This window comes from Alteromonas sp. LOR (assembly GCF_000753865.1).
Taxonomy (GTDB): Bacteria; Pseudomonadota; Gammaproteobacteria; order Enterobacterales; family Alteromonadaceae; genus Alteromonas.
This window is the reverse complement of sequence record NZ_JQFW01000057.1, coordinates 441,321-461,803: the sequence shown is the minus strand read 5'-3', so window position 1 is coordinate 461,803 and position 20,483 is coordinate 441,321. Positions and strand designations below refer to the sequence as shown.

General features: G+C 44.4%; 20 protein-coding genes. 10 read left to right on the top strand and 10 right to left on the bottom strand.

Annotation, left to right across the window (positions count from 1 at the left end):
• Position 1 precedes the first annotated feature (1 nt).
• On the bottom strand, positions 2-1,192 hold the full coding sequence (locus tag JV36_RS0118955; RefSeq protein ID WP_032096443.1) for an MFS transporter: 1,191 nt from the start codon (positions 1,190-1,192) through the stop codon (positions 2-4).
• A gap of 193 nt (positions 1,193-1,385) precedes the next feature.
• On the opposite strand from JV36_RS0118955, the gene JV36_RS0118950 reads away from it, so the two are divergent.
• The gene (locus tag JV36_RS0118950) at positions 1,386-2,282 is read left to right on the top strand and encodes a LysR substrate-binding domain-containing protein (protein WP_032096444.1); all 897 of its coding nucleotides are present in this window, start codon (positions 1,386-1,388) and stop codon (positions 2,280-2,282) included.
• 263 nt (positions 2,283-2,545) lie between these two features.
• On the opposite strand, the gene JV36_RS0118945 is transcribed toward JV36_RS0118950, so the two are convergent.
• From JV36_RS0118945 to dapA, 5 genes are all read right to left on the bottom strand, one after another.
• The gene (locus JV36_RS0118945) at positions 2,546-4,858 is read right to left on the bottom strand and encodes an EAL domain-containing protein (RefSeq protein ID WP_052010246.1); all 2,313 of its coding nucleotides are present in this window, start codon (positions 4,856-4,858) and stop codon (positions 2,546-2,548) included.
• Positions 4,859-5,192: 334 nt separating this feature from the next.
• Positions 5,193-6,071 (bottom strand): DMT family transporter, encoded by an 879-nt coding sequence (locus JV36_RS0118940; protein ID WP_032096446.1) that lies wholly within the window; start codon positions 6,069-6,071, stop codon positions 5,193-5,195.
• Positions 6,072-6,209: 138 nt separating this feature from the next.
• Positions 6,210-6,923, bottom strand: coding sequence for a phosphoribosylaminoimidazolesuccinocarboxamide synthase (gene purC / locus JV36_RS0118935; protein ID WP_032096447.1), 714 nt, complete (start codon positions 6,921-6,923; stop codon positions 6,210-6,212).
• Between the two features lie 12 nt (positions 6,924-6,935).
• On the bottom strand, positions 6,936-8,039 hold the full coding sequence (gene bamC, locus JV36_RS0118930) for an outer membrane protein assembly factor BamC (protein ID WP_032096448.1): 1,104 nt from the start codon (positions 8,037-8,039) through the stop codon (positions 6,936-6,938).
• Positions 8,040-8,052: 13 nt separating this feature from the next.
• On the bottom strand, positions 8,053-8,937 hold the full coding sequence (gene dapA / locus JV36_RS0118925; protein WP_032096449.1) for a 4-hydroxy-tetrahydrodipicolinate synthase: 885 nt from the start codon (positions 8,935-8,937) through the stop codon (positions 8,053-8,055).
• A gap of 178 nt (positions 8,938-9,115) precedes the next feature.
• Here dapA and JV36_RS0118920 point away from each other — a divergent pair, with 178 nt between their 5' ends.
• Together JV36_RS0118920 and bcp are read left to right on the top strand one after the other, a co-directional pair.
• Entirely contained in the window at positions 9,116-9,673 is a 558-nt protein-coding gene (locus JV36_RS0118920) for a glycine cleavage system protein R (RefSeq protein WP_032096450.1), read from the top strand.
• Positions 9,651-10,118, top strand: coding sequence for a thioredoxin-dependent thiol peroxidase (bcp, locus tag JV36_RS0118915; RefSeq protein ID WP_032096451.1), 468 nt, complete (start codon positions 9,651-9,653; stop codon positions 10,116-10,118). Before JV36_RS0118920 ends, bcp begins: the two co-directional genes overlap by 23 nt.
• Positions 10,119-10,169: 51 nt before the next feature.
• On the opposite strand, the gene JV36_RS0118910 is transcribed toward bcp, so the two are convergent.
• Positions 10,170-11,243 carry an AI-2E family transporter gene (locus JV36_RS0118910; RefSeq protein ID WP_032096452.1) on the bottom strand — a complete coding sequence of 358 codons (1,074 nt, stop codon included), beginning with the start codon at positions 11,241-11,243 and terminating at the stop codon, positions 10,170-10,172.
• 434 nt (positions 11,244-11,677) lie between these two features.
• Between JV36_RS0118910 and JV36_RS0118905 the strand changes: the two genes are divergently transcribed.
• Positions 11,678-13,141 carry a M48 family metalloprotease gene (locus JV36_RS0118905; RefSeq protein WP_032096453.1) on the top strand — a complete coding sequence of 488 codons (1,464 nt, stop codon included), beginning with the start codon at positions 11,678-11,680 and terminating at the stop codon, positions 13,139-13,141.
• Between the two features lie 8 nt (positions 13,142-13,149).
• Here the strand turns inward: JV36_RS0118905 and JV36_RS0118900 are convergent, their stop codons facing one another.
• The gene (locus tag JV36_RS0118900) at positions 13,150-13,677 is read right to left on the bottom strand and encodes a TlpA family protein disulfide reductase (protein WP_052010248.1); all 528 of its coding nucleotides are present in this window, start codon (positions 13,675-13,677) and stop codon (positions 13,150-13,152) included.
• 220 nt (positions 13,678-13,897) lie between these two features.
• Here JV36_RS0118900 and arsC point away from each other — a divergent pair, with 220 nt between their 5' ends.
• The 3 genes from arsC to JV36_RS0118885 are packed head-to-tail and all read left to right on the top strand — an operon-like array spanning position 13,898 to position 15,304.
• Positions 13,898-14,251: an arsenate reductase (glutaredoxin) gene (gene arsC, locus JV36_RS0118895; RefSeq protein WP_032096454.1), complete on the top strand. Its 354-nt coding sequence runs from the start codon at positions 13,898-13,900 to the stop codon at positions 14,249-14,251.
• Positions 14,251-14,895 carry an NAD(P)H:quinone oxidoreductase gene (gene wrbA / locus JV36_RS0118890; RefSeq protein WP_081926723.1) on the top strand — a complete coding sequence of 215 codons (645 nt, stop codon included), beginning with the start codon at positions 14,251-14,253 and terminating at the stop codon, positions 14,893-14,895. Before arsC ends, wrbA begins: the two co-directional genes overlap by 1 nt.
• A complete protein-coding gene (locus JV36_RS0118885; RefSeq protein ID WP_032096455.1) occupies positions 14,885-15,304 on the top strand; it encodes a DUF2069 domain-containing protein in 420 nt (139 codons plus the stop codon). The genes wrbA and JV36_RS0118885 overlap by 11 nt, the downstream gene beginning before the upstream one ends.
• 148 nt (positions 15,305-15,452) lie before the next feature.
• On the opposite strand, the gene hda is transcribed toward JV36_RS0118885, so the two are convergent.
• Positions 15,453-16,190, bottom strand: coding sequence for a DnaA regulatory inactivator Hda (gene hda / locus JV36_RS0118880; protein ID WP_032096456.1), 738 nt, complete (start codon positions 16,188-16,190; stop codon positions 15,453-15,455).
• Between the two features lie 6 nt (positions 16,191-16,196).
• On the bottom strand, positions 16,197-17,579 hold the full coding sequence (locus JV36_RS0118875; protein WP_032096457.1) for a DUF2066 domain-containing protein: 1,383 nt from the start codon (positions 17,577-17,579) through the stop codon (positions 16,197-16,199).
• Between the two features lie 433 nt (positions 17,580-18,012).
• On the opposite strand from JV36_RS0118875, the gene purM reads away from it, so the two are divergent.
• From purM to JV36_RS0118860, 3 genes are read left to right on the top strand one after another with little or no spacing between them, the layout of a single operon-like run.
• The gene (gene purM / locus JV36_RS0118870; protein ID WP_032096458.1) at positions 18,013-19,056 is read left to right on the top strand and encodes a phosphoribosylformylglycinamidine cyclo-ligase; all 1,044 of its coding nucleotides are present in this window, start codon (positions 18,013-18,015) and stop codon (positions 19,054-19,056) included.
• Positions 19,053-19,703 (top strand): phosphoribosylglycinamide formyltransferase, encoded by a 651-nt coding sequence (gene purN, locus JV36_RS0118865; RefSeq protein ID WP_032096459.1) that lies wholly within the window; start codon positions 19,053-19,055, stop codon positions 19,701-19,703. Before purM ends, purN begins: the two co-directional genes overlap by 4 nt.
• Positions 19,663-20,415 carry a DUF3108 domain-containing protein gene (locus JV36_RS0118860; RefSeq protein ID WP_152561558.1) on the top strand — a complete coding sequence of 251 codons (753 nt, stop codon included), beginning with the start codon at positions 19,663-19,665 and terminating at the stop codon, positions 20,413-20,415. Before purN ends, JV36_RS0118860 begins: the two co-directional genes overlap by 41 nt.
• Positions 20,416-20,483: the final 68 nt, after the last annotated feature.

Below are 20,483 nucleotides of genomic sequence, written 5' to 3'. Positions count from 1 at the left end.
CCTATGAACTCGTTGCATTGCCTGTAGTATTAAGTGCACGCTTGTCTAAATGGCCGCTATAACGAGTGACAACTAGGGCCGCGACAGAGATAAGAGCACCAATCCATGCGGTATCTGATAACTGCATGCCGTCTACAATGGCACCGCCTATAATTGAGCCCAAAGCAATACCAATATTAAATGCCGCTATGTTTAACCCAGAGGCAACATCAACTGCATTGGGCGTAAACTTCTCTGCTAATTGAACGACGTAGACCTGAAGACCTGGGACATTTCCAAAAGCAAAGGCGCCCCACACCAATACGGTGATCACTGCAGCAACTTTACTGCCCATAGTGAACGTGAGCGCAAACAAAATTACCGCAAGGGCTGAAAAGATAATCGTTAGCGCCCGAATTGGGCCTTTTTTGTCGGCAAGTTTCCCGCCATAAATATTACCGACCGCAACTGACGCACCATAAACCAACATGATTAAGCTAATAGCTGAAGGAGCGAAACCCGCCTCTTCCTGCAATATTGGTGCAAGATAAGTAAATGCTGTAAACGTGCCGCCATAGCCTAATATCGTCATTAGATACACTAATACCAGTCGAGGCTGAACCAACACCTTCATTTGCTCACCTAAAGTAGCGGGCTTACTTTGCTTTAAATTATTCGGTACCAGAAACGCGCTGCCAATAAGCGCAAGCGTGCCAAGAGCGGAAACTACAAGAAAGGTGGCTCTCCACCCAAAGTTTTGGCCAATCCAGGTACCCAAAGGCACGCCTGTGACCAACGCTACCGTTAAGCCAGTAAACATAATAGCAATAGCACTGGCTTCTTTTTCTTTCGCCACGAGTCCTGTAGCGATGGTAGAACCAACGGAAAAGAACACACCGTGGGCTAGGCCTGTCAGTATGCGCGCTAAAATCAAGCTCTCATAACTAGGCGCTTGCCAAGCAAGAATATTGCCTGCGACGAAAAGTGCCATTAAGCTAAGCAGAACATGTTTTCTATTCCACTTACCAGTAAGGGCGGTAAGAACAGGTGCGCCAACGGCAACACCTACAGCGTACAAACTCACCAGCAAGCCTGCACTGGGTAATGTAACGCCAAGATCGGTTGCTATGGTAGGTACAAGCCCTACTATAACGAACTCGGTTGTGCCAATAGCAAACGCACTCAACGTTAAGGCAAATAATGCAATGGGCATTTCAATTATCCTCACAAAGTATTCAACATGATCTGGGTCGTTGCCGACCCCACCTACTCCCTCCAAGTGAACAGTTAAATCGTCTTTTTGGGAGTCATTTATAAAGTGCGTTCAGTTTGACAATAAATTTATTTGCAAAAAACAGCACTAATGACAAAATACTTTTGTAAAATTTGAAAATATGAGGTGTGTGATGCCAGTTTCATCAAAAACTGAAGACCTAGAAGCGTTTTTAACCGTGATAGATACAGGTAGCTTTTCCAGTGCGGCTAACTTGCTTAATCAGCAAGTAGCAAAGCTTAGTAGAGCGGTAACGCGGCTTGAAGGTGCATTAGAGGTAACCCTATTAAGTCGCACTACTAGGCGTTTAGAGCTAACCGAAGAGGGCGCGCTTTTTTTGCGATATGCCAGAGACGGCTTAAACGTGTTAGAAAAAGGCGAAGAAGCACTGAGACTTTTAAAGCGTACTCCTTCAGGAAAACTTCGTGTAGATGCGGCAAGCCCATTCGTCTTGCACCAGCTTGCGCCATTGGTGGGCGAGTTTAGCGAAGCATTTCCAGATATCACTCTGGACATTACTAGTCACGATAGCATTATCGACCTATTGCAACACAAGACTGATATAGCGATACGTATTGGTGATTTAACTGATTCGAATTTGCACGCTAGGCGCTTAGGAAAAAGTAAGCTGCATATTGTGGCAAGCCCACAGTATCTTGAAAAATACCCTATATCAGAACATGAGGGTGACATTAGCACGCTTAACAACCACAAACTGATTGGTTTTAGCGACGCACCGAGTTTAAATAAGTGGCCACTCAAACAAGATATCAATTTGCAGTACAGTCTTCACGCCTCAAGCGGTGAAACCATTCGCCAGCTATGCTTGGCAGGGCAAGGTATTGCATTACTGTCTCACTTTATGGTGCATAAAGACCTTAGCGCGGGCACGCTTGTCGATTTATTTAGCGACGACATTATAAGCCCGAACCGACGGGAATCGGTTCAAGCGGTGTACTATAAAAATAGCGCAGTGTCGTCTCGGATATCCGCTTTCCTAGACTTCATTCAGTCTCGGCTCACGTTATAATCACAGATCGATAAATAGAATATTTCTTTCATCCCTCAAGACACAACCTAATTAGAAACGGCTGGTCATTGATTGAACTCAAGGTCTTAAACAGACAACAGCGAGCGCTATGGAGGCGACCTAGGCTCGAATTCGCGGGTTAAGCTCATCGCTCACTTCAAATGACGTTAAAACCTATTCAACGAGACTGAATGATAATATATGACCTGTTAGCATTAAACGAGGACAATGCAATGCCTATCCTTTTTATGATTAGCTAAGCACTAAGACTTTTTTTCTTCGCTTTGATTCATGAGTATAGATTCGAATTGCGACTTACTCACCGGCTTAGAAAAGTAATATCCTTGACCGTATTCACACCCCATACTCTTTAATATGTTCAGCTGTTCACTTGTTTCAATACCCTCTGCAACCACCTGAATACCCAGTTTTTTAGCCATTACGATGATAGCTTCACATAAAATTTTGTCGTTACTTACTTCTGTCATCGAGTTGACAAAGCTTCTGTCTATCTTTATGTAGTCGGTGGGGAATTTCTTTAGATAGGAAATGGAGGAGTACCCAGTACCAAAGTCATCTAGCGCAATGCTTACTCCAGCCTGGCGGAATTGAAATAGCTTTTGTGAGACTTTTTCATCAGCGTCCATTAACAAGCTTTCGGTAATTTCAATTAACAAAGCACTTGATGGCGTGTTGGTCTCCAATAGTGCAGTCATCCACTCCATAATATTGGGCTCTGAACTAAAATAGTGGCTCGCTGATGTATTAATGCTTAACTGCAAGTCTTTACAATAAGCCTCTCTCCAGCGATTTATATCGTCGCATACTTGAGAAAAAACCCAGTTGCTTATTTCAATGATCAAACCTGACTCTTCAGCTAGCGGAATAAAATCATCGGGTCTGATTAGTCCCTGTTTGGGATGATTCCACCTAATTAGCGCTTCCCCCTTATGAATGTCGCCGCTTTCTAGCGCCACAATAGGTTGGTATTCAATAAAAAACTCATCGTTTTGGGTGGCATAGCGCAAATCATTGAGCAGCCCCAACCTTTTGACAGCCGCCTCGCGCATGCTTTCCGTGTAAAACTCATAGCTATTTCTACCACTTGCCTTAACGCGAAACATGGCTTGGTCGGCATTTTTAAGAAGACTACTAACGTCTTGCGCATCATCGGGATAGAGCGTTATACCAATACTGGCACTGGTGTGAATCACCTCGTTTTCGATGGTCAGTGGTTTTGACAGTGACGACAGTAAATCATGTGTCACTCGCTCAACATTTTTAACATCGTGCAAATTATTGATGATGATGACGAACTCATCGCCGCCTAAGCGAGCAACACTATCGTTTTGCCTGACACAACGCTCAATACGACGGGCACACTGAACGAGTAATTCGTCGCCGACGCCATGCCCCATAGTATCGTTTATATCCTTGAAATGATCTAAGTCGAGAAACATCACGGCGACTTTCGTGGATAGTCGATCGGCAGAACTTAATGCGTGAGACAGGTTGTCCTCCATAAGGTGGCGGTTAGGCAAACCGGTTAAGCTATCGTAGTTAGCCTGCCGCCAAATTATTTCATCCGCCCTTTCCCGCTCAATGGCAATACTCGCGACATGGGCAAAGTACTCAATACGAGTGATGTCTTCATCTGACGGCACGCCCGCTTCTTTGTGGTAAATGGCAAAAGTACCCAGTACTTTTCCATCTGCACCGCAGATAGGTTGCGACCAACACGCCCCCAAATTAGCCTGTTTCGCCGCATCACGCCAAGACGCCCAATAACTATGGGTAGTTAGATCGTCTGTAATAACTCTTTCATTAAGAAAAGCCGCAGTGCCACACGCGCCCTGTCCAAGACCAATCTCAACGCCATCTATCAAATCGTTGTAAAAATCTGGCAATGAAGGAGCTGCGCCTAATCGTAGCTGAGTACCATCTAGTAACAGTATGCTGCATAGCTGGTTCTTATATTCTTTTTCAACGGCAGCGACAATATCGTCAAGTACAAATGAGAGCGGCTCCGTATTAACTACTTTTTGAAGAATAGCACCGCGAACTCGCATTAACTTTTGCGATTCAAGAAGCGCTTGGTGCTTTATATCGAGTTCCTGTGACAATACAGAAAGGTCAGTGCGCTTTAATTCAAGCTCAACCAAACTGCCTAAATCTTTAAGGGACTTGATCTGCTGGGCAGAGAAGGTTCTAGGGGTGGTATCAAACACGCAGATGGTTCCCACAGCCTGCCCGTCAACCATCAGTTTTATCCCCGCATAAAAGCGTATGTAAGGGTCTTCCACAACGAGGGGGTTTGAAGAGAAGCGTTTGTCTTTATGCGTATCTTGTACAATCAACGCATCGGTTTCTAAAATAGCATGGGCGCAAAAAGCGATATCTCGTGATGTTTCATCAACATCAAGGTTAACTTTCGATTTAAACCATTGACGTGTTGAATCGACGAGAGAAACGGTCGCAAATTCACAGGAAAATAATTGCGCGGCCAAACGCGTAATTCTATCGAAACGTTCTTCTGGAGAGGTATCCAATATGTTTAAGCTGCGCAGCGCATCCATTCGCTTTTGTTCGTTCGGCGGCAATACTGGGCTGGTCAAAATCTCTCCTAACGCTAGTTAATAGTGCTATTTTGGATATCTTAAACGATACTGTGATTGATGAACGTCCGTATTGAAAAGAGTGGGCCTTCTTTCCCACACAGCTATCTCACATCCTGAGTGTGAAGCATAGCCAAACTCGCATATGAACGTAACACAGAGAGGCGTAAATGGGTGCTAAAATCGCTCATTTATTCAATTTTTTATGGTTTATCGCCTGAAATACTCAGATTTTGCTCTTTATTACTCACAACTCTCCACTGCCACTAGAGAGATGAGACTCGACACGTCGATGCTAATTTCTTTGCCTTATCACCAGCAAAATTCCGCCTAAGGTAGCAAGTGACGCCACTATGATAGTTATGTTTAATGATTCTTTTAAAATGGCCCACCCCATAAACGTAGCAATGATAGGGACACTTAATTGAACAGTAGCGGCGGTAGTAGACTTTATTAAGGGTAAGGCCGCATACCAAATAGCATAACCGGCGCCTGATGCGAGCATGCCGGATGCAAGCGCGTATAAGCTGCCTGTGGGATCTATATTGATTTTAGCTCCTATTAAAAGCACAACTGCTCCAAGGGGCACACAAAGCGCTGAAGCTATCACAAAATTTCCTGCACTTGCTACCAGTGGTGACGTTGCGCTTTTTCCAATCAAAGAATACGCTCCCCATGCAAACCCAGCTACTATCATTAAGATAGCGGAGAGCATTGAGGGCGCGCTGCTGCTTGGTAGCAGCAATATGACTAACCCGATTATTGCAAAGGAGAAGCCAAGCCACTGTGACGGTGTAAACCTCTCCCCTTTTATCAGACCTACAGCGATCATGGTTACTTGCACTGTACCAAAAAGTAACAGTGCTCCAGTGCCTGTTGCCATTGAAATATAGGCAAATGAAAAACACAGTGCATAAACAAATAACGCAATGCCCCCAGCAACACTCGCATTTTGCTTCATCATAGCGATGAGCCTTTCTGACTCTTGCGACCGTGATTGAGAAACGTAGAACACTATTGAAAGAACAAGAAGACTAACTGCGCCACTTAACAGCCGAATAATGGTAAAAGAGCTGGGGTCAATATTCGTATTAACTAACGCCATACGGCACAGCAATGAATTTGCAGCAAAAGCGACCATCGCGGCAATAACGAGCAGCACCGATTTAAACAAAATACACTCTCCGTAAAGGCAGTCTCAGTGAATGCCTATTCATTAATTACTAGTGCCACAGACACTACTCTTATCGCCATTTAAACAAAAAGAGGACCATAACAGGTCCTCTTTACTAAAACGTATTACGATGAGTTATTACAACGATAATCCCAAACGTTCGGCCACTTCGATGTAGGTTTCTACTACCGAGCCTAACCCTTGTCTGAATCTGTCTTTATCCATTTTCTTGCGGGTCTCTTTGTCCCACAAACGACAGCCATCAGGAGTAAATTCATCACCCAAGACAATGTTACCGTCGCTGTCCACACCAAACTCGAGTTTGTAGTCAACTAACAGCATGCCAGCGTCATCGAACAATGCCTTAAGGACGTTGTTAACTTTGAACGTGAGAGCTTTCATTTCACTAATCTGCGACTCTGTAGCCCAGCCAAAAGAAATGATATGAAAGTCATTTACCATTGGGTCGTGGAGCGCATCATCTTTAAGGAAAAACTCAAAAATGGGTGGGTTGAGCGTTTGGCCTTCTTCAACACCAAGTCGGCGCACAAGAGAGCCCGCTGAGAGGTTTCTCACGACACATTCAACCGGGATCATATCAAGCTTTTTCACCAGTGATTCAGTGTCAGATACAAGGGCCTCTACTTGCGTAGCAATGCCAGCATCCTCAAGCTTATTCATGATGAAATGATTAAACTTGTTGTTCACTTCGCCTTTGCGATCAAGCTGCTCAATTTTTTCACCGTCAAACGCTGATGTATCGTTTCGAAAGTGCAATATCAGCTTTTCGCTGTCATCGGTGTAATAAACCGTTTTTGCTTTACCACGGTAAAGCTCGTCGCGTTTTTCCATTCTCAGTCTCAGTTATATATCAAGATTATCTTCTGACATGACCTCAGCAAATGCATCGTAAAGGTCGGAAACCTGATTGGCTTCAAACGGGGTACTCTCATTATCCATAAAGGTTACAGACGTTCTCGAGTCACCTGCTTTTGCCACTTTCAAACGATAATCACCCTTTTCGAGTAACTTATCATCGCTTGAAAATAAATCATTCCACCAGTCGCCCTCTGGACCGCTATAGGTTACAAACAGAAGACCGTTAGATTTGTCTAAGTCTTTGACGTTAAAACCAAGTTTGCGCAATACAAGCAACATACGTGGCCACACAATATCGTATTGAGATTCAACGACGTAGGCAGGCTCGCCATCGGCGTTAAAGCCCATCTCGGTTTGAATACCCTTGCGAATGCGCGCTATACGACGGGTCTGTTCTAAGCGAATTTGATATTCGTAATGGCCAACCACTTGGTTAAGAACACTCACTTCTTCACGGCGTTCATCTAACTCAGTCACCTGTGCTGTAACGTCATTACCGATAGATTTCATATAGTCTTTCAGGTCTACGCTAAGCGCAGCGCTTCGCCCGTGTGGCTTAACGCTCAGGCTAAACTCGAACCGACGGCCGATTTCGCTTTCGTCATCAACAATGCTGTACCACGGTCCATCTACATCTTCCTTCACTACCATCCAGTCGGTGATAAGTACACGCGCCTCAGGGTCGAATGAATCAACGCCGATGCCGTTCTCGTCAAGGTAGCTCAGTAACGAATTCCAAATCGCTTCACTTAATGGTTGACTGTCATCAACTTGGTCAAACCAAATCGTAGCGGTATTGGTTCCCTCTTCAACGTGAGAGCCTGTCACTAACGGTAGAACCAACGCAGGTGATTGCACTGGCAATGTTTGACCTACTAGTTCTTCGTTAGCACCCTCGCCTAGTTCAGGAAGCGCAAACTCACGAGAAAAAGCCGGTTTGTCTAAATCGGATGGTATTTTGAGTTCTTCTTGTTTTTCCGTTTTTAGATATTTATAACTGCCTGACGCAGTCTTTCTATCTATTTGGCTTGTACAACCCGCAAGTGCAACAATTGCCACTGAACTTGCTATAGCCAGCGTTTTATTCATCTGTGTTCCTTAATTAACCAGAAATCAATGCGTATTTTTGTAATAGTTCTTCGATACGTTTTTGGCTTGATAGTTCCGGCAATACCATTGGTAAACGCATAACAGCGCTTTCCATCATGCCCATTTTATATAATGCCCACTTTGGCATAACAGGGTTTGGCTCGATAAACAGTTCGCTGTGAAGCAGTTCAATTGTTTTATCAATGTCACGGCATTTATCGAAATCTTTATTAAGCGCAGCCTCACACATTTGTGAAATAGCCTTGGGTGTAATGTTGGCGGTTACGGAAATAACGCCGTGCCCACCTTCACACATAAATTGACTGCTCGTGCCATCATCACCACTTAAAATGACAAAATCTGAAGGTACTAAGGGAAGAGTTTCTTTTAAGCGAGATATATCGCCTGTGGCATCTTTCAAGCCCACAATATTTTTGTGTACGGCAAGTTCAGCGACAGTTTCAGGCAACATATCGGCAACCGTTCTGCCTGGCACATTATAGAGAATAACGGGCTGTTCGCTCGCATCGGCAATCGCATTAAAATGCGCCACCATTCCCCTTTGTTGAGGTTTGTTGTAATACGGAACCACACTTAAAAAGCCGTCAACACCGGCTGCGCCAAGTTGTTCCGTAAGAAAAATAGCTTCCGCGGTGGAGTTTGCTCCGCTTCCAGCAATAATGGGGATAGCACCAGACGCCATCGCTACCGTTTCTTTAACCACATTTACGTGTTCGTCAAAGGGAAGTGTCGCTGATTCACCGGTTGTTCCTACTGAAACAATCCCGTGGGTTCCTTGTTCTATATGAAACTTAATCAGTTTCTCTAAAGACTTATAATCTATATCGCCATTTTCGAACATGGGTGTGACGAGTGCGACGTAACTACCAGTAAACATAATCTCTCCGCAAAATGTGAGCGCACATGTTAATTATCTCAGTGCGCAAACACAAGCGGTTGCGCGGGTAAATAGACAAGAATTTGACAATAACTTATGCAATGACGCCAAAAAGGCACTAACTTAACAAAAAACTCTATGCTAACATCCCGCCATTGCTAGGTTTAAAGTGAATTTGATGTCTAAACACCAACTAATCGTTACACTTTTAGGTACAGATAAGAGCGGCATTCTAAGCGAAATAGCCACCGCTGTTTCGCAGGCCCAGTGCAATATTCTCGATAGTCGACAAGCAGTCTATGGAAGAGAGTTTTCTCTCACCATGATTATTGAGGGAAGCCAAAGCGCCATCACAAAGGCCGAATGCACCTTGCCCGCGGTCATCCAACGCCTAGATTTGTTGTCGATGATGAAGCGGACAAGCCACCACGAAAAACAAAATCTCGCTAACCTGCTCAATGTTGAATTTAGCGGCCAAGACGCGGCGGGACTCATTCAGTCGGTCACTGGTTTTTTTGCCGATCGCGAAGCCATCATCAGTGCGTTTAGGCAGCGAACGTACCAAGAGTCAGACCATAACGTTATGCAGTGTAAATTTGTGGTGTCTATTCCCACATCAGAAAGCTTTGAACAACTAGAATCTGATCTAATGACCCTATTTGCTACGTTAAATGTGACGGGCAAAGTGGTAGACAAACAGAAAAAGGATCCTAATGAAAACACTACAAGCTGGTGATAAAGCACCACAGTTCTCTCTTTTAGACCAAAATGGCGAAACCGTCGCGTTGTCTGACTTCGCAGGTAAAAAGGTCTTAGTTTATTTTTATCCAAAAGCGATGACGCCAGGATGCACGGTGCAGGCTCAAGGACTTCGTGATATCCAAAGCGAACTTGAAGCGAAAAACGTTGTGGTATTAGGTATTAGTCCTGATGCAGTAAAACGCTTGCCGAAATTTATCGAGAAAGAGAGTCTGAACTTCACCTTATTATCAGACGAAGATCACGCTGTGGCAGATGATTTTGGAGTGTGGGGTCTTAAGAAGTTTATGGGCAAAGAATACGACGGCATACACAGGTTAACGTTTTTAATCAATGAAGAAGGTACAGTTGAACACGTCTTCAATAAATTCAAAACGAAAGACCACCACATCGTGGTGCTAGACTACTTAAACAATGGCTAAAACGAAGAAGCCCCTCGATGTAGGGGCTTTGTTTGTACCAGTGCTTCACTTTTATGCGACTTCTGGCGTCTCTTTTACGGGGTTACTCGACCACGCGGTGATCACTGCCTTGACTAGGGTTGCAAGTGGAATTGCAAAAAACACGCCCCAGAACCCCCACAAGCCGCCAAATACCAAAACAGCAATAATGATGTACAGGGGGTGCAAACTCACTGCTTCAGAGAACAAGAGTGGCACCAGTAGATTGCCATCTAAACCTTGTATAACGCCGTAAGCTAGCATGAGATACCAAAATTCAGGGCTAATGCCCCACTGAAACATAGCAACAATGGCAACCGGTATGGTAACCACTGCAGCGCCGATGTAAGGAATTAACACAGAAAGCCCCACAAGAACGCCTAACAAGATAGCGTAACGCAAATCCATTAGAACAAACGTCGCGCAGCTAATTACACCTACGATGACAATCTCGATGACCTTCCCCCGAATATAGTTGGCAATTTGAGAGTTCATTTCGTGCCCCACCTGGGTGATTAATCGTCTCTCCTTTGGAAGCAATCTAGAAATGCTGTCTAAAAAGAACATTTTGTCTTTCAACATGAAAAATATCATCAAGGGTACAAGCACCATGTAAACCAGTAGTGCAGCCACATTAGCAATGTTGCTAAACGACACGGAAATAAGCGTTTCTCCCACTTCAACTAGCTTGTCGTTTAACCCTTCCATCATTTGATGAATTTGGTAAACCTGAACATAATCGGGGTATTTGTCTGGTAATGTTAAAATCCACTCTTGGGCTTTTTGCCAAATAAGTGGCGTCTCCTGAATAAGGTTAACGCTTTGTTTAGAAATAATAGGTACAAGACCAATTAGCGTTAGAATAGTGATTGTAATAAATCCAAGAAGCACTACACCACATGCTATCCCCCTTCCTACTCCCAACTTTATTAATCTGGTCACAGGCCAGTCGAGAAGATACGCGATAACCGCCGCCACCAAAACAGGCATGATCAATTCGCCCCACAGCAATAGAACTGCGGTGCTAAGTAAAATTAAGATAAGCAGCATTGCTGCATCGGGATCGGAAAATTTGCGTCGGTACCATCGACCAAACACGCTAATCATATCAATATCCAGAAAATACAAAGAATAGGACACGCATCATAGTTTATCAGATGGCGAGTTAGCAATAAGTAGTAGATAAGAATCTTTCTAAATCAAACTGGTATGACATTACGTGCGTACAAAGATTGAAAGTAGAATGACCGCGCGTTAAGAAAACGTTTAAGCTGAACGGTTATCGAGCAACTTGTTGTGTATTGCACAGTTTAATGGTTTTTTCTAAAAGTTCCTTCTAGCAAAGTTAATATGCCAGGCTTTGATATGCCGGGCTATGATAATCAGCTAAACATGCACGCTGTGCACATGTAGCAATAACGTAAAGCATGGTGCACAATGATAGCTTCAACTATTAGTGAAATATTCGAAGAAAAATGAAACTGTTTAACCACTTATGGTTCTAACAAAACAGTAAACAACATTGGTACACTTGTAGGTTCATGAGAAAAAAATTATCTGCGCCGTTTATTATTCTTTCTTGCGCTCTTATCCTCAGCTTATCTGCTGTTGCCCAAGATACGAAATACAGCAATAAAAATACGTTACCCGAGATAGGCGTGGTAGCGTCAGACGCCATTTCTCTTGATAAAGAGATGATCATTGGCGACGCTGTTATGCGTCAAATGCGCGGCCAAAGTCCAATTATCGCCGATCCTGTATTAGATGAATATTTGCAGGATTTAGGCAATCGCCTTGTTGTGCATGCAGATAATGCCAAGTTCCCCTTCCAATTTTTTTGGGTTAATAACGATGCTATTAACGCGTTTGCTTTCTTTGGCGGTCATATTGGTGTTCACGCTGGACTGATGCGACGAGCAGACAATGAGAGTGAACTAGCCTCGGTGCTTGCTCATGAAATCTCTCACGTTACCCAGCGTCACATTGCGCGAAGAATGCAGGCACAAAAGCGAGCTTCCCCATTGGCCCTTGCCTCCCTGATAGGCGGCGTGCTTATTGCAATTGCGAACCCTCAAGCGGGCATGGCAGCGATGCAGGCAGGTTCGGCAGCCTCAGCCCAGTTGCAAATAGATTACACAAGGTCTAACGAGCAAGAAGCCGACCGAATTGGTATCGCCATGCTTGCCAGAGCGGGGTTTGACCCAAAAGGTGCGGCGAGCTTTTTCTCAACCATGGCAGAAGAATATAGAATGGTGTCACGACCGCCAGCTAGGTTGTTAACTCACCCCTTAACCGAAACACGTATTGCTGACGCGAGAAACCGCGCTAATGACTACCCAAGACGCTATTTACCTATTAACAAACAGTTTGAATTAGCAAAGGCGCGAATAAAGTCGCGCTACTCTTTCGATGCAGATTATTCACTCGAATATTACCAGGCCGCCGTTGACCAACAAGCGCAGCGAAGCAGAGAAGCGTCTTTGTATGGACTCACTCTGGCTTATATGCGAAACGAAGAGAACAAGAAAGCCCAAAAGATATTAGACGAGCTTTTGGAAAAAGACCCAACCAACCTTTTCTATCTTGATGCAGCAACGGACATATATATTGCCCTTGGCGAACCGTTAAAAGCGGTAGAAATGCTCAAGCCTCACGTTACGCATAACCCGCGAAACCAAGTGTTGGCGCTGAATCAAGCGAATGCGCTTATCAGTGCCCAAAAATACGACGAGGCTATTATACTGCTTAAAGACTTCTTGCTAGTGAAGAAAGATTATCAGGTGGCATATCAAATGATGAGCGAAGCATATCAAAAAGCGAAACGCTTCTCTCAGATGCATCAAAGTAAAGCGGAAGTGTATGCGCTTTACGGGGCCTACAATAGAGCGGTAGATGAACTGCAATATGCCTACAATTTTGCTGGCGATAATCACTTACAAAAGCAACGCATAAGAGCTCGCATTAAGCAGTTTAGAGATCAAGAGGACCGATTAGAGCGGCTTTAATTACGAACTTATGCGGCTTTATTTGCCTCAGTCTTCAACTGTTGAATTCGCTCTCGCAGCTCTTGCTCTGACACTTCACCCATAATGGTATCGACTACTTTTCCCTCTGGGCCTACTATGAATGTTGCTGGTAGATACGGTGGCTTTTCCATGGGAAGCTCTGTGTTTTCAGATGCGAAAATAATAGGCACTTCAATGGTGTATTTATTTGCCATTTCAGCAATTTGTGTGGATGTTTGCCTGTCGTAGTTTATCGCAAAAAGTAACGTGTCCTCTGGCAGGTTTTGACTAAACGCGTTTAACTCGGGCATTTCACGTAAGCACGGCGCGCACCAGGGGGCAAAGTAGTTGATTACGGTCCACTGCCCTTGTAATTCGCTCCATTGGTAACCTTGGCCACTCACTGTTTCGAAATCACTGTGCTGCGACTGATAGGTGAAGATACCAGCACCTAGCGCCAGTAGCGTTAGCGCAACGAAGGCAAATGCTTTTATGCCGTGCGCTGTTGTTTGAATTGGCTTAAATTTGTTGGCCATACGTGTTTTCCGTAAGTTCTTCGTCAAAATTGGGGCGAGCAATATGTTTTCGTTTTTAATTCTTCGGCGCTTTTCAGAGTCTATAGGCACTGTTAACTGTTTAAAGTAGTACGAAACCTGAATGGCGTTCAACATTTTTCGCCTTCTCACTGATTATTGCTTGAAAACAAAAATCAAAAGCGCAATAGTCTGCGCAAAATATCATAGTAAGGCTTTATTCATGACTCAAGTCACTATCATCCACAATCCGCGCTGTTCTAAAAGCAGACAAGCCTTGGCATTGCTAGAAGAAAATGGCATTACGCCCAAGGTTATTGAATATTTGAAAACCCCACTGAGCCTTGATGAAATCAAATCAATATTTAAAAAACTTAACGTTGAATCGGTTCGCCACATGATGCGTACCAAGGAATCAGAATACAAAGAAGCAAAATTGATGGATGCGGACGTCGACGACCATGCTTTATTACAGGCAATGGTTACTACACCTAAATTAATTGAGCGCCCTATTGTGATAAACGGAGACCACGCTCGCATTGGTCGTCCACCTGAAAATGTATTGGAAATAGTATAGTGAAACCCGTTCTTGTTCTTTACTACAGTCGCCATGGAAGCACCAAGCGTCTGGCTGACGCCATTGCACAAGGCATAACCTCCACCAATGTTCCCGTTATTGTCCGCACTGTGCCTGGCTTAAAAGTTGAGGAGCAAGACCAGGATGGTAGCGCTGTAATTGCGACCGGTGAATCTGAACTGGATGTGCCTGTGGTATCATTGAAAGAGTTAGAAAATTGCAGCGCCCTCGCACTGGGAAGCCCTACCCGTTTTGGCAATATGGCAGCGCCGATGAAACACTTTTTAGACACAACCAGTAATTTGTGGCTCAAAGGCTCGCTCATTGACAAACCGGCCTGCGTATTTACCTCATCCTCTTCCATGCATGGTGGTCAGGAGTCTACGCTGCTTTCCATGATGATCCCGCTTCTACACCATGGCATGGTGCTTTGTGGTTTACCCTACAGTGAGCCTGAGCTTCATACCACTACAACCGGCGGTAGTCCTTACGGCGTTACGCACGTGGCGCATTCCAACCTAAAAAATTCAAATCAATTGAGCGACGACGAGAAGTCACTGTGTATGGCACAAGGCAAACGCTTGGCTTCATTTGCTCAACAACTTTATACACCTACACATTCGGAGAATGAGAATGGCATCTGATACGCGCTTTTTTCGCTATTTAGCGCTCGTAAGCCACACCCTACTAATAGTATGGCTTACGTTGTGGCAATTTACCTTTACCAAGGTACACACCTACTCGCCTACGTTTATTGTGCTGATTTATCTGTTGCCTTTACTGTTGCCTTATCGCGGCGTATTGAAAGGCAAACCCTATACTCATGCATGGGCGAACTTTGTCGTGCTGTTTTACCTTATTCACGCTTGCACCGTGGTGTATGCAGTACCCGCAGAGCGTTGGTATGGCGTTGTTGAGTTAGTGCTTTGCACCACTATGTTTGTTGGTTGTGCAGCATTTGCAAGAAAACGAGGTCGCGAACTTGGTTTGGGTATCAAAAAACTGAAAGAAGAAATGCAGGAAGAAAAAGAGTATTTCGAGCAACAGAAATAGTTTGTTTAACAAATGCAGAGCGGCGTTTCAACGCATACGCTAAATGTGCAAGTGGGTACGTTTAGGTGTAGGTATTCGTTTTAGTGTGGCTCAGCATGTATCGATGGAAACGCTGCTCAACAGAAATGGTTTCTTCCATTAAACGGTATTATTGAATACCAAGCTCTCGTTTTACCATGGCTACCGACAATCGCTTTTGCTCCTGCAAAGAGCGAGTGTCTAGGCGCCCAAGCAGCGTCATTAAACTTTTCAAATCTCGTTCACTGTGATGGAGAAGAAAATTCAGGGCTTGGTTAGATAACTTTAGCCCTCTTTCTAGTGCTCTAAGTCGAACCGCCCTTTCTCTGCCATCATCCCCAAGTGGATTGATGTGATAGATAACGCCCCACGCTAAGCGCGAACGTAAATCAGGCAGAGAAAATGCCGGGTTTGAAGGGCCTAAATGACTGGTACACAGCACCAAGGTGTCTTGGGTCTCCACCACTCTATTTAAGAGATCAAATAAGGCTTCCTCCCATTCTGCATCTCCCGCGATGGCGTGAACATTGTCTAGAGCAATTAGCGATAAATTTTCGAGACCATCGAAAATATCATGAGACCACGCTTGATAATCGTTGAGATTTAAGTACAGATGATTCACTTGTTTGTTAGCAAGCTGGTGACACGCCGCAAATAACAAGTGACTTTTCCCCGCACTGCTTGCACCCAGTAAGGTAACAAGAGGAAGTTTGAGAGATACGAGTTGCCCCAATGACGACGAGTGACGCCAGCTGGGTAACGCATCAACAATATCAGTTAACAAAGTGACTATTTCTTCATTACCATCACCCACGAAACTATCGAAGTTCTCATCAATGGGCAGCGTCACGGGTAAAGGTAATTGCATAAATAGTTAGTTATTCCAATAGAAACTGAAACCTTCTACAGGCTGGCCGTAGGCATCAGTTACAGGTCTGAGTTTTGCTTCGAGGCCAACCGTATTCATAAGGTCTTCTGTCGTACCAATAAGCGTAATGGAAAACGTTGCGACTGTACCTCGCTGAGCCTTAAGAGATGCACTTTCAACTACGCTTAGCGTGGTAAGGTAGCGACTTACAGCGGCATAACTTTCAATGGTTCCAACGTTCGCAATAGATATCTCAAGCACTTCACGGTTCGCCTTATCAATGCCAACGACAGCATATTGTGATGATAGGTAGTCCGCATAGGCATCCATCAGTGCGTTACCAAGTTCAGCGGGTGAATCAGCATAAATACTGCCGTAACTCACGCTTTCTTTACTGATAAAAACCCAATCAAGCCCGAAATCACCTTCTTCAGACTGCTTGGCATACGCTTCAAATTCGTCCATGGTAAAGGGTTTAATCTTTGGTTTAACTTTTTTCAGACCTGACTCACTCATTCCATCGGCGGTGCCGGTGTAAGCGTTATTGTCACTATCGTTGTCGGTGTAAGTTTCACCTGTCTGGTCAGACATTTGTGCAAATTGCGCACTTGCCTCGCCATTTGACTTGCTACTCGGGTTGTTGGCCGGGCTGATATTAGCATTAAGGCCCGCATTAGGCTCAGCATTGGGTAGATCCGGAATAAAGGACGAATCGTTTTTATATACTCGAGCAGCGATAATGTTGTCTACGCTGTATCTGCGAGAAGCCTCTCGCACGGGCTCAACAAAACGGCCCCACACATCGTAAGTGGTAATGTTGACGTTATCTGTTAAATCCATAAGAGGAAGACTTAACGGTAACCCCCTTTCTTGTGCGGTGGTTTTCAGCGCTTCTGCAATTGGAAAATCTAAAGACTCGTCAATAATAAGCTTATTTTCTTTGTCGTCTTGCACCGCTAGCCATATTAGCGTCTCTGGTCTTCTGTCGCCCCACAGGGGCAGCATTTCACGTTGTAGAATTTCACCTACTTTAGTGCTATCAAATTCAGCAACATAATAGGTTTTGCTACCTTCATAAGAATAGCGATAAGACCGGAGCAACGACTGAGGTGAAGATAGTGCGGCTTTTACGCCGGGATTACTAAGGGATTCAGTAGACCCAGACATCTTCAAGAACACCTCTCGCAATGCCTGTTTGGCTGCTTTTTGTTGAGCGCGAGAGCTTTGATCTTCGACAAGGATCTTCGCTTCATTCACCACTATTCTCTGAGTAGCGCTTGCGACAAACGAAGCGCAAACGAGAGTAAAAACGACTGCATACGTCAGTAGTAAAGAATGGTACGGTTTCATCAAATTATTCGTTCCGGCGAGTGAGAATGCCCTACTCATTGTCAATGTTAATGCTCCATCTTTGCTGTATTTTTGTCTGAACAGTTTGCTATCAGCAGCTTGCTATCAAATCTTTGCTAACAACTCCCTGCTCACAGTTCCCTGCTCACAAATCCGTTTTCAAAAAACGTTGCTGCCAACGCCCTGATGTTCAAGTGTGTATCAACACGGTGGTTATAAACAAGCGTTGATACTAATGACCAAATACATGCCAATATCCATAAAAAAATAGCGATAACGTGTCAGCGTTACGTCCATTCTCTTTTATATTGGGTTTTATTTCATCCTTAAACCAACAAATATTTTAATCGCCTGCTAGAGCGTGGAGAGGATAATCGGAAAAAAGGCCATAAAATCACCGCTACAAATTGGACTTGTGTCAACTAACTGGTAGAATCCGCGGTTTTCTACCTCTTAGTTCCAGGGCCCAACCGTGAGCGAAAATAAAACCTCTTTAAGCTACAAAGACGCAGGCGTAGATATTGACGCAGGAAATCAACTTGTAGAGCGCATCAAATCAGTCACTAAAAAAACCCACCGACCTGAAGTGAAAGGTAATTTAGGTGGTTTTGGCGCGTTATGTGAGTTACCTACTAAATACAAAAAACCACTGCTTGTTTCTGGAACCGATGGCGTAGGTACTAAGCTTCGCGTGGCTATGGACGCGAATCGCCATGATGGCGTAGGTATCGACCTAGTAGCCATGTGTGTTAACGACCTCATTGTTCAAGGCGCAGAGCCGCTGTTCTTCCTTGATTATTACGCGACAGGCAAGTTAGATATAGATGTTGCAGCGTCGGTAGTGACTGGTATTGGCGCAGGCTGTGAACTAGCAGGCTGTGCACTTATTGGTGGTGAAACCGCCGAAATGCCTGGGATGTATCACGGCGGCGACTACGATATTGCTGGATTCTGTGTGGGTGTTGTTGAAGCAGAAAACGTCATTGACGGAACAACCGTTAAGCCAGGGCAAAAGTTGATAGCCTTGGGCTCATCAGGCCCCCACTCTAATGGGTACTCCTTAGTGCGTAAAATTATAGAAGTGAGTGAAGCCGACGTTGATGCCGAGTTAAACGGCAAGCCTATTATCGATCACCTTCTTGAGCCCACACGCATCTATGTTAAGTCTGTGCTTACTCTGTTAGAGCAAATTAAAGTGAGTGCAATATCGCACATTACCGGTGGCGGCTTCTGGGAAAATATTCCTCGCGTGCTTCCTGACGATGCAAAAGTTGTTATTGACGAAAGCACTTGGGAATGGCCAGAGATTTTTTCTTGGTTACAAACTCAAGGTAATGTCACTCGTCATGAAATGTATCGCACCTTTAACTGTGGCGTTGGCTTGGTTATCGTTGTTGACGAAGGCGATGTTGAGAGCTCACTGGAAATACTAAACAGTCAGGGTGAGAATGCATGGCTTATTGGTACCATCGAAGCAAAAGATAGCGACGGTGAACAAGTAGAGATAAACGGGTGAGCAGCACTGTGACAAAACTTTGCGTACTCATTTCTGGTAATGGTAGTAATTTGCAGGCGATTATCGATGCAATTGCTGCCGGTCGACTCAATGCCGTAGTATGCGGCGTTATCAGTAACCGTCCAAATGCTTATGGATTAGAGCGAGCAGCAGATGCCGGTATTGACGCCATCTGTCTTGACCACACCGACTTTGACGACAGAGCCTCCTACGACGCCGCTTTAAGAGCGCAGATTGAGGCCTTCGGTGCAGATTGTGTGGTTCTTGCAGGTTTCATGCGAATACTCACCCCTGAATTTGTTGATGCATTCGCTGGAAAATTAGTGAACATTCATCCATCATTGTTGCCTAAGTACAAAGGTTTACATACACATCAGCGTGCTATCGATAACGGTGACGAGGAACACGGGGTTAGTGTTCACTTTGTGACACCAGAACTCGACGGCGGCCCTGTTATTATTCAATGCAGAGTGCCAGTGTTTGAAGATGACGTTGCAAGCGACTTAGCTGAGCGTGTACAGGAGCAAGAGAGGCGTATTTACCCTCTTGTTCTGGGCTGGTTTAGCGCAGGCAGGTTATCGATGCGAGACAATAAGGCTATCTTAGATGAGCAAGAGCTTCCAGAAACAGGTTATGCGAACGAGTAATGCGCTAGCAAAAAACGTATTAGCGACGCTATTTATTTCATTGAGTGGGGTATCAGCGAATGCATTCGCTGATACATCGCTGACTATTGAGCCTTATAAAGCCACCTACACAGCATATAAGTGGGGTGACGATGTGGGTCAAGCCTCCATCGAGCTCTCCCAATTAGGCGAAGAGAAATATTCGCTTATTTATACTTCTAAAGTATCGAAGTTTTTCCTCTCTGATAAACGCAGTGAACATTCAATATTTCTAATTCAGGGCGATAATATCGTACCATCTGAGTACTATTATAGCCGCTCGGGTACCGGCCCAGATAAATCATTAGAAGTGTCTTTCAGTCATCAGGGTAAAGGCAAAATAACCGTTGATAATGGCAATGCGTTTGAATGGGATGGTGAGTTTGATAACCAAATTTACCGTTTAGATTTAGCCAAACAACTGGCTAAAGGTAAAACATCACTGACTTACGACTTTATTAACTATCGTGGTCAGCGTCGTCAATACGGCGTTGAGGTTGTAGACAACGAAACGTTGAAATTACCCTACGGCGATTTAAAAACAGTGAAAGTGAAATTAATCCGCGATTCTAAAAAGCGTGAAACTTTTGCTTGGTTTGCACCTTCATTAGACTATGCCCTGGTTAGATTACAACAATTTAAAGAAGGCGAAGAACAAGGCGATATCAAATTAAAAGCATTTGAAATGCTTTAGCTCATTGTTCTACATGGGGCAAAGCTTTGTTTAGTTCGCCTTGGCAATTGGGCTTTAGTCAATGAGCC